The sequence below is a fragment of the Streptococcus sp. 20925_1_44 genome, assembly GCF_041432435.1.
Classification (GTDB): Bacteria; Bacillota; Bacilli; order Lactobacillales; family Streptococcaceae; genus Streptococcus; species Streptococcus infantis.
Map to the genome: position 1 here is coordinate 184,921 of NZ_JAPVZQ010000001.1, position 13,089 is coordinate 198,009.

Consider the following 13,089-nt stretch of genomic DNA (forward strand, 5'->3'; position numbering starts at 1 on the left):
GAAACTAAAAACCCCAGTCGGAATGATTGGGGTTTTCATATATTCATTTTAAACGATACCTTGGGCAATCATAGCATTTGCTACGTTTTCAAAGGCTGCAATATTTGCACCTGCAAGGTAGTCAGTACCAAGACCGTATGTTTCTGCAGTTGTTTTAGCTGTGTTGAAGATGTTAGTCATAATATCTTTCAAGCGTCCGTCAACTTCTTCACGTGTCCATGAAAGGCGAAGGCTGTTTTGGCTCATTTCAAGCGCTGATACAGCTACACCACCAGCATTGGCAGCTTTGGCAGGTCCATAAAGGATTCCGTTTTCCTTGTAGACTTTGATAGCTTCAAGGTCGCTAGGCATGTTGGCTCCTTCAGAGACACAGATAACGCCTTGAGCAACCAAGCGTTTCGCAGCTTCACCGTTGATCTCGTTTTGAGTCGCACATGGAAGAGCGATATCGTAGTTACCAGTGTAAGTCCATACAGAACCTTCGTAGTAAGTAGCAGTTGGTTTTTCTGCAGCATACTCAGTCAAGCGAGCACGACGGTTGTTTTTAACATCTGACAAAAGGTCGAAGTCGATACCATTTTCATCAATGACATAACCATTTGAGTCAGATACAGAAATAACTGTAGCACCAAGTTCAGTTGCTTTTTGAAGCGCGTATTGAGCTACGTTACCAGAACCTGAAATCACCACTTTCTTACCAGCAAAGCTGTTTCCGTTAGCTTTGAGCATTTCTTCAGTGTAGTAAACCAAACCGTAACCAGTTGCTTCTGGACGAATCAGGCTACCACCAAATCCAAGAGGTTTACCAGTCAAGACACCAGCATCAAATTGGTTGAGGCGTTTGTATTGTCCGTAAAGGTAACCAATTTCACGTCCACCGACACCGATATCACCAGCAGGTACGTCAAGAGATGGTCCGATGTATTTTTGCAATTCAGTCATGAAGCTTTGGCAGAAGCGCATCACTTCAGCATCAGTTTTGCCTTTAGGATCGAAGTCTGATCCACCTTTACCACCACCGATTGGAAGTCCAGTCAAAACGTTTTTAAAGATTTGTTCGAAGCCGAGGAATTTCAAGATCCCTTGATTTACAGTTGGGTGGAAACGAAGTCCGCCTTTATATGGTCCAACAGCAGAGTTAAATTGAACACGGTAACCACGGTTAACTTGAACTTTTCCATCACGGTCAACCCAAGGAACACGGAAAGAAATTACGCGCTCAGGTTCAGTGATACGTGCCAAGATGTTTTCTTCAATATACTCGGGGTGTTTTTCAAAGACAGGTTCCAAAGTACTGAAGAATTCTTCAACCGCCTGGAGAAATTCAGCCTCATGCCCGTTACGAGCTTTTACAGTTTCAAACACGCTTTGGATATATTCTTTAGCAGATGTCATATCGTTCTCCTTTTTTTGTTGTTATATTTTATTACATGAGACATTATAGCAGAAAAAATTTTCAGTGTAAAGAAAAAAACATAAATTTTCTAAAAATTCTTTCAATTTGAATAAGCTAGTTTTATTAGTTGAATTAGAAACCTTTTTATAGGGTTAGTTTTATTAAAAGGCTCCTGCCAAAGTATGGTATAATAATAAAGAAATAATGGATTTTGGAGGAATAGAATCATGGTATCAACGAAAACACAGATTGCTGGTTTTGAGTTTGATAATTGCTTGATGAATGCAGCAGGTGTTGCTTGTATGACAATTGAGGAATTGGAAGGTGTCAAAAATTCAGCAGCAGGAACCTTTGTCACTAAGACTGCAACCTTGGAATTTCGTCAGGGAAATCCTGAACCACGCTATCAAGATGTTCCACTTGGTTCTATTAACTCTATGGGGTTGCCAAATAATGGTTTAGACTATTACTTGAACTACCTTTTGGAATTGCAAGAAAAGGAACCAAATCGTACCTTCTTCCTATCTTTAGTTGGAATGTCTCCAGAGGAAACTCATACTATCTTAAAAAAGGTGCAAGAAAGTGATTTCCGTGGTTTAACTGAACTCAATCTCTCATGCCCAAATGTTCCAGGTAAGCCTCAGATTGCCTATGATTTTGAAACAACAGACCGTATCTTGTCAGAAGTTTTTGCCTACTTTACAAAACCTCTTGGAATTAAGCTTCCACCTTATTTTGATATTGTTCACTTTGACCAGTCAGCAGAAATTTTCAACAAATATCCACTCAAATTCGTCAACTGTGTCAACTCTATTGGAAATGGTCTTTATATAGAAGATGAGTCTGTCGTGATTCGACCTAAGAACGGCTTTGGTGGAATTGGTGGAGAATACATTAAACCAACTGCCCTTGCCAATGTCCATGCCTTTTATCAACGCTTAAATCCTCAAATTCAAATCATCGGAACTGGTGGAGTGCTCACAGGGCGTGATGCCTTTGAACATATCCTATGTGGTGCCAGCATGGTACAAGTAGGAACTACTCTTCATAAAGAAGGTGTAGGTGCTTTTGATCGTATTACAAAGGAACTCAAAGAAATTATGACGGAAAAAGGATACCAAAGCCTAGAGGATTTCCGTGGAAAATTGAATTATATGGATTAAACAGAAGCTAAATTAAAAAGAAAGGAGAATAAATGCTAGCCATAGAAGAAAGTCGAAAGCTATCCTTAGCGAACCTTCCTAGTTTGACCCTGTTTACAGGGGCTGATCAAGGACAGTACGACATCATGAAAACTCAGGTTCTAAAGCAAATCGGATACGATCCTGCAGATTTGAATTTTGCTTATTTTGATATGAAAGAAGTAGACTACCAAAGCTTGGAGCTAGAGTTGGTCAGTCTTCCTTTCTTTGCGGATGAAAAAATTGTTATTTTAGATCATTTTCTCGATATTACAACTGCTAAAAAACGCTATCTAACTGATGATGAGCTCAAGGCATTTGAAGACTATCTGGAAAATCCTGTACCCTCAAGTAAATTAGTAATCTTTGCTGAAGGCAAGTTAGACAGCAAGAGACGTTTGGTCAAATTACTCAAGAGAGATGCAACTGTGTTTGAGGCTCTTGAACCTAAAGAGGAAGAGTTGCGAGCCTATTTTCAAAAGTGGGCTCAGGAACAAGGACTTACTTTTGGTGGAAATTCCTTTGAACAGTTGCTTATCAAATCTAGTTTTCAATTCAGTGAAATTCAGAAAAACCTGTTCTTCTTACAGTCTTATAAGGATAGTGGTCTGATAACAGAAGAAGATATTGTTGAAGCAATACCAAAGACTTTGCAGGATAATATTTTTGATTTGACCCAATTAATATTAACTAAGAAAATTGATCAAGCACGAGACTTAGTTAAAGATTTGACCCTACAGGGTGAAGATGAGATTAAACTGATTGCCATCATGTTGGGACAGTTCAGACTCTATACACAGGTAAAAATTTTGCAAGAGTCTGGTCAGACAGAATCTCAGATGGTCAGCAGTTTAGGTCACTATCTTGGTCGCAATCCGAATCCCTATCAAATCAAATTTGCCCTTCGTGACACGCGAGGATTGTCCCTGAATTTCCTACAAGATTCTATTCGTTATCTCATCCAAGCAGATTACCAAATTAAGACTGGTGTTTACGAAAAAGGGTACTTGTTTGAGAAGGCTTTATTGCAAATTGCCAGCCAGTCAAATTGAGCAAATAACTTGAAAAAAAAGGTTGTTTGCGTTATCATTTTTATATAGAAAGAAAAAGAGGTATTACAGATGGCTATTATCTTACCAGATCTTCCATACGCTTACGACGCCTTGGAACCATATATTGATGCTGAAACAATGCATTTACACCATGACAAACATCACCAAGCATATGTAAATAACGCAAATGCAGCTCTTGAAAAACACCCTGAAATCGGTGAAGATCTTGAAGCATTGCTTGCAGATGTTGAATCTATCCCTGCAGATATTCGTCAAGCTCTTATCAATAATGGTGGTGGCCACTTGAACCATGCTCTTTTCTGGGAATTGATGACCCCTGAAAAGACTGCTCCTTCAGCAGAACTTGCAGCAGCAATTGATGCAACATTTGGTTCATTCGAAGAATTCCAAGCAGCATTTACTGCAGCAGCAACTACTCGTTTCGGTTCTGGATGGGCATGGTTGGTTGTTAACAAAGAAGGGAAACTTGAAGTGACTTCAACAGCAAACCAAGATACACCAATCTCAGAAGGTAAAAAACCAATCTTGGGCTTGGACGTTTGGGAACATGCCTACTACGTGAAATACCGCAACGTTCGTCCTGACTACATCAAAGCTTTCTTCTCAGTGATTAACTGGAATAAAGTAGACGAGCTTTACGCAGCAGCTAAATAATCGCATTTGATAACACCCCTTTTTAGTTGGATTTTGGGTCTAGCTTTAAAGGTGTTTTTTTGTTTCCTTTTTTAGAAGTAACTGTCTCATGATTTTCCTTTGTTGGATAGGCTTTATTTATGGTATAATGATAAGATAGAAAACGAAGGAGAAATCATGAATATTCAACAATTACGCTACGTTGTTGCTATTGCAAATAGTGGTACTTTTCGTGAAGCGGCTGAGAAAATGTACGTTAGCCAACCCAGTCTATCTATTTCTGTAAGAGATCTGGAGAAAGAGCTAGGATTCAAGATTTTCCGCAGAACTAGTTCGGGTACCTTTCTTACTCGCCGAGGAATGGAATTTTATGAAAAGGCACAAGAGTTAGTAAAAGGGTTTGATGTATTTCAAAATCAGTATGCTAATCCTGAAGAGGAGAAGGATGAGTTTTCAATAGCCAGCCAGCACTATGATTTCTTGCCACCGACTATCACAACTTTTTCTCAAAGGTATCCAGACTATAAAAATTTCCGTATTTTTGAATCTACAACTGTTCAGATTTTGGATGAAGTAGCCCAAGGTCATAGTGAGATTGGGATTATTTACCTTAACAATCAAAACCAAAAGGGTATCATGCAACGGGTTGAAAAATTAGGCCTTGAAGTGATTGAGTTGATCTCTTTCCAGACGCATATCTATCTGCGTGAAGGACATCCTTTAGCCAAGAAAAAAGAGTTGGTTATGGAGGATTTGGCAGATTTACCAACAGTTCGATTCACACAGGAGAAGGATGAATATCTCTATTACTCAGAAAACTTTGTGGATACCAGTGCTAGCTCTCAAATGTTTAATGTAACTGACCGTGCTACCTTAAATGGGATTCTTGAAAGAACAAATGCTTATGCGACTGGTTCTGGGTTCTTAGATAGCGATAGCGTCAACGGAATCACCGTTATTCCACTAAATGATAATCTCAATAATCGCATGGTTTATGTGAAACGTGAAGAAGTAGACTTGAGTCAAGCAGGGACTTTATTTGTAGAGGTCATGCAAGAGTATTTTGATCAGAAGAGGAAAGCATGAAAAAAAGAGGAATAGTAGCAGGGATTATAGCAGCCTTGATTGTATTAGATCAATTGGTAAAGGCTTATGTCGTTCAGAATATTGCTCTTGGTGAAATCAAATCATGGATCCCAAATCTAGTTAGTTTAACCTATCTGCAAAATAGGGGGGCAGCTTTTTCTATGCTTCAAGATCAACAGTGGTTTTTTGCGGTGATTACTTTAGTGGTCATGGTAGGAGCTATCTGGTATTTACATAAGCATATAGAGGATTCCATCTGGACAGTCTTTGGATTGGTTCTGATTATTGCAGGTGGTCTGGGAAACTTCATTGATCGCATTAGCCAAGGATTTGTCGTGGATATGTTTCACTTAGACTTTATCAATTTTGCCATTTTTAATGTGGCTGATAGTTATCTGACAGTAGGGGTCGTTGTGTTATTGCTTGCAATGCTAAAAGAGGAAATGAATGGAAATTAAAATTGAAAGAGGCGGGGTACGTTTAGATAAGGCTTTGTCAGATTTGACAGAATTGTCTCGTAGTCTCGCCAATGAACAAATCAAGTCAGGTCAAGTCTTAGTCAACGGCCAGGTCAAGAAAGCCAAGTATACGGTCCAAGATGGGGATGTCATCACCTATCAAGTTCCCGAACCAGAGGTTTTGGAGTATGTAGCTGAAGACATTCCTTTAGAAATTATTTATCAAGATGAGGATGTAGCAGTAGTCAATAAACCTCAAGGGATGGTCGTTCATCCAAGTGCTGGGCACACATCTGGTACCTTGGTTAATGCCCTTATGTATCATATCAAGGACCTATCAGGCATTAATGGTGTATTGCGTCCAGGGATTGTCCATCGTATTGATAAGGATACTTCAGGTCTCTTGATGATTGCTAAAAATGATGAAGCGCACATCGCACTAGCTCAAGAATTGAAGGATAAGAAATCACTTCGTAAGTATTGGGCTATTGTTCACGGTAATCTCCCAAATGACCGTGGTGTCATTGAGGCGCCGATTGGTCGTAGCGAGAAAGACCGTAAGAAACAGGCCGTGACTGCTAAAGGAAAACCAGCAGTGACACGTTTCCAAGTATTAGAACGCTTTGGTGATTATACCTTACTGGAATTACAACTGGAAACAGGACGGACCCATCAGATCCGTGTACACATGGCTTATATCGGCCATCCTGTAGCTGGTGATGAGGTCTATGGCCCCCGTAAAACCCTAAAGGGACATGGGCAATTTCTCCATGCCAAAACGCTAGGATTTACCCATCCAAGAACGGGTGAAACGCTGGAATTTACTTCAGATATTCCAGAAATATTCAAGCAAACCTTGGAGAAACTTAGAAAAGAACAATAAAAAAGGACTCAAACGAGTCCCTTTTATTTGCGTTTTTTCTTAGCTTTTTTCATTTTATTGGCCATACGTTTCATGGATTGTTTCATGGCAAATTCACCGATTTTACCCTTGAGACCTCCACCGAGCATCTGGCTCATATCAGGCATTCCGGCTCCTCCAAGAGCAGACATATCCGGCATACCACCTTGCCCCATCATACCTTCAAGGGCTGACATATCCATGCCACCAGGCATGTTTTTAGGAAGGTTGTTAGGGTTAATACCCATTTGCTTCATCATCTTGTTCATATCACCTGACATGACACCTTGCATGAGTTGTTTGGCTTGGTTAAAGTCTTTGATGAACTTGTTGACATCGATAAAGGTATTACCAGAACCAGCTGCAATACGACGACGACGGCCTGGAGTGAGCAAATCTGGATTTTCACGTTCTTCAGGAGTCATAGATGAGACGATGGCACGTTTGCGAGCAATTTGTTTTTCATCCACCTTCATATTTTGAAGGGCAGGATTGTTGGCCATACCAGGAATCATCTTGAGCAAATCTTCCATTGGCCCCATATTTTGCACCTGATCCAACTGATCGATGAAATCGTTGAAATCAAAGGTGTTTTCCCGCATCTTTTCAGCCATTTCAAGGGCTTTTTGCTCATCGTATTCTTGGGAAGCTTTCTCAATCAGAGTCAGCATATCTCCCATACCGAGAATACGGCTGGCCATACGGTCAGGGTGGAAGGTTTCAATATCAGTAATCTTTTCACCAGTACCAGTGAATTTGATTGGTTTTCCTGTGATATGACGAACAGAAAGGGCCGCACCACCACGAGTATCCCCGTCAATCTTGGTAAGGATGACACCGGTAACTTCTAATTGAGCGTTAAATTCTCGCGCAACGTTAGCAGCTTCTTGACCAATCATGGCATCGATGACGAGAAGGATTTCATTTGGTTGAGCAAGAGCTTTAACATCACGAAGCTCATTCATGAGAAGCTCGTCAATTTGCAAACGACCAGCAGTATCGATCAAGACATAGTCGTTATGGTTGGCTTTAGCTTGCTCCAAACCTTGGCGAACAATCTCCACTGCAGGAACTTCAGTTCCAAGAGCAAAGACAGGAACATCAATTTGTTGTCCAAGAGTTTTGAGCTGGTCGATAGCCGCAGGACGATAGATGTCGGCCGCAATCATCAGAGGACGAGCATCCTCTTCCTTTTTAAGTTTGTTAGCTAATTTTCCAGCAAAGGTTGTTTTACCAGCACCTTGCAAACCTACCATCATGATAATGGTCGGGATTTTTGGGGACTTGATAATCTCAGCTGTGTCTGAACCAAGAACTTCCGTCAACTCCTCATTAACAATCTTGATGATTTGTTGAGCTGGATTGAGGGTATCAATGACTTCATGCCCGACCGCGCGTTCACGAATTTTTTTGATAAAATCCTTAACTACAGGCAAAGCAACGTCGGCTTCTAAAAGAGCCAGACGAATTTCCTTGGTTGCTTCTTGGATATCACTCTCTGTGATTTTTCCTTTTTTACGTAGATTTTTAAAGACGTTCTGCAAACGTTCTGTTAAATTTTCAAATGCCATATTTATTCCTCTTATTCTCTATTGTCAATACTTGTTAAAATCTCAACTTGCTCTTGGAGAAAAGCATCTTCTGGATAGCGCTCAATGATTTGATCAAAAATTTGACTGCGGACAATGTAGTCAGAGTACATATGAAGCTTCATCTCATAGTCTTCCAGTATCTTTTCTGTTCGTTTGATATTATCATAAACAGCCTGACGACTAACACCAAATTCTTCAGCAATTTCAGCTAAACTATAGTCATCTGCATAATAGAGTTCGATATAGTTCATTTGTTTATCAGTCAAAAGGGCTGCATAAAATTCAAACAGAGCATTCATTCGATTGGTTTTTTCAATTTCCATAAGATTTATTATACCAAAAAATAGCTTGAACTGCTAGTAATGGATTGATTTTAAACACAAGTCAGAAAAAGGACTTTTAACTGTTATTTTCTGACTAAGATTCTATTTTTTGGTATAATGGAGTGTATTATAATGTTTTAGAAAGAGGTTCTTATGAAAGAATTAGAAACCGTGTTAGAGCAACGTTTTGGGCTTGTTTTTTCAGATAAACAGTTACTTGAAACAGCTTTTACTCACACTAGTTACGCCAATGAGCACCGCCTCTTAAAAATTTCACACAATGAACGCTTGGAATTTTTAGGAGACGCTGTTCTGCAATTATTGATTTCAGAATATCTGTACAAAAAATATCCTAAAAAACCAGAAGGTGACCTGTCTAAACTCCGTGCCATGATTGTACGTGAAGAGAGTTTGGCTGGTTTTGCCCGTGACTGCCAGTTTGACCAGTTTATCAAGCTAGGAAAGGGAGAGGAAAAATCTGGTGGCCGTAATCGAGATACCATCTTGGGAGATGCTTTCGAAGCCTTTTTGGGTGCCCTGCTTTTAGATAAGGATCTACTTACGGTAAAAGAGTTTATCTACCAGGTCATGATACCGAAGGTTGAGGCTGGTGATTTTGAGATGATTAAAGACTACAAGACTCACCTCCAAGAATTACTCCAAGTCAATGGCGATGTTGATATTCGTTATCAGGTCATTTCAGAGATCGGACCTGCCCACGATAAGATGTTTGAGGTTGAAGTCCTTGTCGAGGGTCAAAGTTTAGGTAAGGGTCAAGGACGATCTAAAAAATTGGCCGAACAAGAAGCCGCTAAAAATGCAGTTGAGGAAGGACTGGATTCATGTATTTAAAAGAAATTGAGATTCAGGGGTTTAAGTCCTTTGCTGATAAGACCAAGGTTGTTTTTGACCAAGGAGTAACAGCAGTTGTAGGACCTAATGGTTCTGGAAAATCTAACATCACAGAAAGTTTACGCTGGGCTCTTGGGGAATCCAGTGTCAAAAGTCTTCGTGGTGGGAAGATGCCTGATGTTATCTTTGCAGGAACAGAAAGTAGAAAGCCATTAAACTATGCTTCTGTAGTCGTTACTCTAGATAATCAGGACGGTTTCATCAAGGATGCAGGACAGGAAATCAAGGTGGAGCGTCATATCTATCGTACTGGGGATAGTGAATACAAGATTGATGGGAAAAAAGTCCGTCTTCGTGATATTCATGATCTTTTCTTAGATACCGGACTTGGGCGCGATTCCTTCTCCATCATTTCCCAAGGGAAGGTCGAAGAAATCTTTAACTCCAAACCTGAGGAACGTCGTGCTATCTTTGAAGAAGCGGCGGGAGTTTTAAAATATAAAACTCGTCGTAAAGAGACGGAAAGTAAACTGCAACAAACTCAAGATAATTTAGACCGCTTGGAAGATATCATCTATGAGTTAGACAATCAAATCAAGCCCTTAGAAAAGCAAGCAGCAACAGCTCGTAAATTTATAGACTTGGACAGTCAGCGTAAAGGCATCTACTTAGATGTTTTAGTTGCACAAATTCAAGCCAATAAGGCTGAATTGGATCTAACAGAAGAAGAATTAAACCAAGTTCAAGAACTGTTGACTAGTTATTATCAAAAACGCGAGTCACTAGAACTTGAAAATCAATCTCTCAAGAAGCAGAGACAAGATTTACAAGCAGAGATGGCTAAAGATCAAACGAGTTTGATGGATTTGACTGCTCTAATCAGTGATTTAGAACGGAAATTGGCCTTGTCTAAACTGGAGACAGAGCAGGTTGCTCTCAATCAACAAGAGGCTCAAGCTCGTTTAGCTAGTTTGGATGAAAAGAGAAATGCTCTTCTTCAAGAGAAGGAAGGAAAAGAAGCGAATCTCAGCCAGTTAGAAGAAAATCTAGCAGTCAATACTAAGGAGCTCAATCGTTTAGAAGCTGAGTTAGTAGCATTTTCTGATGATCCTGATCAGATGATTGAGCAACTGCGTGAGCGCTTTGTTGCTTTCTTGCAGGAAGAAGCGGATGTCTCTAACCAGTTGACACGGATTGAAAATGATCTTGAAAATAGTCGCCAACAGACTCAAAAGCAAGAAGAACAATTGGAGTCCTTGAAGGAACAATTAGCTTCTGCTAAATCTAAGGCTAGTGAGCAGGAAACTGCTCTTAAATCAGCAAAAGAAAAAGTACAGACCTTGCTTGCTGACTATCAGACGCATGCTAAACAGGAAGAAGAACAAAAGCAGACTTATCAAAGTCAGCAAAGTCAACTTTTTGACCGTTTGGATAGTCTGAAGAACAAGCAGGCTAAGGCGCAAAGTTTGGAAAATATTCTTAAAAACCATAGTAATTTCTATGCGGGTGTTAAGAGTGTTCTACAAGAAAAAAATCGCCTGGGCGGTATTGTCGGAGCGGTCAGTGAACATTTAACTTTTGATGTTCGTTATCAAACAGCTCTTGAAATTGCCCTCGGGGCAAGTAGCCAACATATCATCGTTGAAGATGAAGAGGCTGCGACTAAGGCTATCGATTTCCTTAAGCGAAACCGAGCTGGTCGTGCGACTTTCCTACCTTTGACAACCATTAAGGCTCGTAGCATTTCTAGTCAGAACCAAGATGTGATTGCCTCAAGTCCAGGTTTTCTTGGAATGGCAGATGAATTGGTTACCTTTGATGCCAAGCATGAAGCTATTTTTAAAAACTTGCTAGCTACAACAGCAATTTTTGATACGGTAGAGCATGCGCGTGATGCAGCTCGTAAAGTGCGCTATCAAGTTCGGATGGTAACTCTTGATGGTACAGAATTGCGAACAGGTGGTTCTTATGCTGGTGGTGCTAATCGTCAAAATAACAGTATTTTCATCAAGCCTGAATTGGAGCAGTTACAAAAGGAAATTGCTCAAGAAGAAAAACTTCTTCGTCAAGAGGAAGAAAATCTGAAATCTGTTCAAGAAGGCTTGACAGTCCTCAGTCAAACTTTGGAGACCATTAAATCCCAAGGAGAGCAAGCTCGTATTCAGGAACAAGGTTTGTACCTAGCTTATCAACAAACTTGCCAACAAGTCGAAGAACTCGAAACGCTTTTAGAACTTCAGAAAAAAGAATTAAACAATCTCAGAGGTGGAGATTGGCAAACTGAAAAAGAAAAATGCCAAGAACGTCTTGCAGATATTTCAACTGAAAAGCAAAAGCTGGAGTCTGAGATTGAAGAAATCAAGTCCAATAAAAATGTGATTCAGGAACGTTATCAAAGCTTGCAGGAAAAACTGTCCCAAGAACGTCTGATCAAAACAGAAATGATAGGGCGAAAACGTTACGAAGTTGCGGATATTGAACGGATTAACAAAGAGCTTGAATACCTTGATATGGAGCAAGAAGAGATTGAACGTCTTTTGCAAGAAAAGGTAGACAATCTTGAAAAGGTTGATACAGAACTTTTGGCCAAGCAGGAAGCAGAAGCCAAGAGTCAGAAGGAAGAAATTCAACAAGGACTCATTCGTAAGCAGTTTGAACTGGATGATATTGAAGGTCAATTGGATGATATTGCTAGTCATTTAGAACAAGCTCGTCAGCAAAATGAGGAATGGATTCGTAAACAAACACGAGCGGAAGCGACTAAAGAGAAGATTACGGACCGCCTTCGCTATCTTCAAGGTCAACTGACTGAAGAATACCAGATTAGTTATACGGAAGCTTTAGAACAAGCCAATCCGTTAGAAGATTTGGCTGTCGCTGAACAAGAGGTCAAGGACTTAGAAAAATCTATTCGTTCACTTGGTCCAGTCAATTTGGATGCTATTGAACAATTTGACGAAGTTCACGAACGCTTGGAATTCTTAAATAGTCAACGTGATGACATTCTTTCTGCCAAAAATCTTCTTCTTGAAACTATTACAGAGATGAACGATGAAGTGAAGGAACGATTTAAATCAACCTTTGAAGCTATTCGTGAATCCTTCAAAGTGACCTTTAAGCAGATGTTTGGTGGTGGTCAAGCGGACCTAATCCTGACCGAGGGAGATTTATTGACAGCGGGTGTTGAAATCTCTGTTCAACCGCCAGGTAAGAAAATCCAATCTCTCAACCTCATGAGTGGTGGAGAGAAGGCCTTGTCAGCTCTTGCTTTGCTCTTCTCAATCATTCGTGTCAAGACCATTCCATTTGTTATTTTGGATGAAGTAGAGGCTGCACTTGATGAAGCTAATGTTAAACGCTTTGGAGATTATCTTAACCGATTTGACAAGGATAGCCAGTTTATCGTTGTTACCCACCGTAAGGGAACTATGGCAGCAGCAGACTCTATTTATGGAGTAACTATGCAAGAATCTGGTGTTTCTAAGATTGTCTCTGTTAAACTAAAAGATTTAGAAAATATGGATGCTTAGTTTGTTTTCAATATAACATTTCAAGCTAGAGCAGGTAGAATGACCTTCAAGAAGTCAGAAAGGT

11 protein-coding genes are annotated in these 13,089 nt (G+C 40.0%); 8 read left to right on the top strand and 3 right to left on the bottom strand.

Going from position 1 to position 13,089, the window contains the following annotated elements:
* Positions 1 to 48: 48 nt before the first annotated feature.
* The gene (gene gdhA / locus O3643_RS00860; RefSeq protein WP_004252585.1) at positions 49 to 1,395 is read right to left on the bottom strand and encodes an NADP-specific glutamate dehydrogenase; all 1,347 of its coding nucleotides are present in this window, start codon (positions 1,393 to 1,395) and stop codon (positions 49 to 51) included.
* 228 nt (positions 1,396 to 1,623) lie between these two features.
* On the opposite strand from gdhA, the gene O3643_RS00865 reads away from it, so the two are divergent.
* The 6 genes from O3643_RS00865 (at position 1,624) to O3643_RS00890 (ending at position 6,710) form a co-directional block, all read left to right on the top strand.
* Positions 1,624 to 2,559 (top strand): dihydroorotate oxidase, encoded by a 936-nt coding sequence (locus tag O3643_RS00865; RefSeq protein ID WP_371499165.1) that lies wholly within the window; start codon positions 1,624 to 1,626, stop codon positions 2,557 to 2,559.
* A 32-nt stretch (positions 2,560 to 2,591) separates the two neighbouring features.
* Positions 2,592 to 3,629: a DNA polymerase III subunit delta gene (gene holA / locus O3643_RS00870; RefSeq protein ID WP_371499167.1), complete on the top strand. Its 1,038-nt coding sequence runs from the start codon at positions 2,592 to 2,594 to the stop codon at positions 3,627 to 3,629.
* A 69-nt stretch (positions 3,630 to 3,698) separates the two neighbouring features.
* Entirely contained in the window at positions 3,699 to 4,304 is a 606-nt protein-coding gene (gene sodA, locus O3643_RS00875; RefSeq protein WP_000974725.1) for a superoxide dismutase SodA, read from the top strand.
* A 156-nt stretch (positions 4,305 to 4,460) separates the two neighbouring features.
* Positions 4,461 to 5,369, top strand: coding sequence for a LysR family transcriptional regulator (locus tag O3643_RS00880; RefSeq protein ID WP_247912149.1), 909 nt, complete (start codon positions 4,461 to 4,463; stop codon positions 5,367 to 5,369).
* Positions 5,366 to 5,827: a signal peptidase II gene (lspA, locus tag O3643_RS00885; RefSeq protein WP_247912151.1), complete on the top strand. Its 462-nt coding sequence runs from the start codon at positions 5,366 to 5,368 to the stop codon at positions 5,825 to 5,827. Before O3643_RS00880 ends, lspA begins: the two co-directional genes overlap by 4 nt.
* Positions 5,817 to 6,710, top strand: coding sequence for an RluA family pseudouridine synthase (locus O3643_RS00890; RefSeq protein WP_371499170.1), 894 nt, complete (start codon positions 5,817 to 5,819; stop codon positions 6,708 to 6,710). The genes lspA and O3643_RS00890 overlap by 11 nt, the downstream gene beginning before the upstream one ends.
* Positions 6,711 to 6,733: 23 nt before the next feature.
* On the opposite strand, the gene ffh is transcribed toward O3643_RS00890, so the two are convergent.
* Together ffh and O3643_RS00900 are read right to left on the bottom strand one after the other, a co-directional pair.
* The gene (ffh, locus tag O3643_RS00895; protein ID WP_371499172.1) at positions 6,734 to 8,299 is read right to left on the bottom strand and encodes a signal recognition particle protein; all 1,566 of its coding nucleotides are present in this window, start codon (positions 8,297 to 8,299) and stop codon (positions 6,734 to 6,736) included.
* 11 nt (positions 8,300 to 8,310) lie between these two features.
* Positions 8,311 to 8,643 (bottom strand): putative DNA-binding protein, encoded by a 333-nt coding sequence (locus O3643_RS00900; protein WP_004252600.1) that lies wholly within the window; start codon positions 8,641 to 8,643, stop codon positions 8,311 to 8,313.
* A gap of 153 nt (positions 8,644 to 8,796) precedes the next feature.
* On the opposite strand from O3643_RS00900, the gene rnc reads away from it, so the two are divergent.
* Positions 8,797 to 9,495: a ribonuclease III gene (gene rnc / locus O3643_RS00905; protein ID WP_371499174.1), complete on the top strand. Its 699-nt coding sequence runs from the start codon at positions 8,797 to 8,799 to the stop codon at positions 9,493 to 9,495.
* Positions 9,486 to 13,025 carry a chromosome segregation protein SMC gene (smc, locus tag O3643_RS00910; protein WP_371499176.1) on the top strand — a complete coding sequence of 1,180 codons (3,540 nt, stop codon included), beginning with the start codon at positions 9,486 to 9,488 and terminating at the stop codon, positions 13,023 to 13,025. The genes rnc and smc overlap by 10 nt, the downstream gene beginning before the upstream one ends.
* Positions 13,026 to 13,089: the final 64 nt, after the last annotated feature.

What these genes read in the sequence shown, in the direction of transcription:
- lspA (WP_247912151.1), top strand. Translation starts at nt 5,366, where the DNA reads ATGAAAAAAAGAGGAATAGTAGCAGGGATTATAGCAGCCTTGATTGTA.
- sodA (WP_000974725.1), top strand. Translation starts at nt 3,699, where the DNA reads ATGGCTATTATCTTACCAGATCTTCCATACGCTTACGACGCCTTGGAA.
- smc (WP_371499176.1), top strand. Translation starts at nt 9,486, where the DNA reads ATGTATTTAAAAGAAATTGAGATTCAGGGGTTTAAGTCCTTTGCTGAT.
- O3643_RS00900 (WP_004252600.1), bottom strand. Translation starts at nt 8,643, where the DNA reads ATGGAAATTGAAAAAACCAATCGAATGAATGCTCTGTTTGAATTTTAT.
- O3643_RS00890 (WP_371499170.1), top strand. Translation starts at nt 5,817, where the DNA reads ATGGAAATTAAAATTGAAAGAGGCGGGGTACGTTTAGATAAGGCTTTG.
- O3643_RS00880 (WP_247912149.1), top strand. Translation starts at nt 4,461, where the DNA reads ATGAATATTCAACAATTACGCTACGTTGTTGCTATTGCAAATAGTGGT.
- rnc (WP_371499174.1), top strand. Translation starts at nt 8,797, where the DNA reads ATGAAAGAATTAGAAACCGTGTTAGAGCAACGTTTTGGGCTTGTTTTT.
- holA (WP_371499167.1), top strand. Translation starts at nt 2,592, where the DNA reads ATGCTAGCCATAGAAGAAAGTCGAAAGCTATCCTTAGCGAACCTTCCT.
- O3643_RS00865 (WP_371499165.1), top strand. Translation starts at nt 1,624, where the DNA reads ATGGTATCAACGAAAACACAGATTGCTGGTTTTGAGTTTGATAATTGC.
- ffh (WP_371499172.1), bottom strand. Translation starts at nt 8,299, where the DNA reads ATGGCATTTGAAAATTTAACAGAACGTTTGCAGAACGTCTTTAAAAAT.
- gdhA (WP_004252585.1), bottom strand. Translation starts at nt 1,395, where the DNA reads ATGACATCTGCTAAAGAATATATCCAAAGCGTGTTTGAAACTGTAAAA.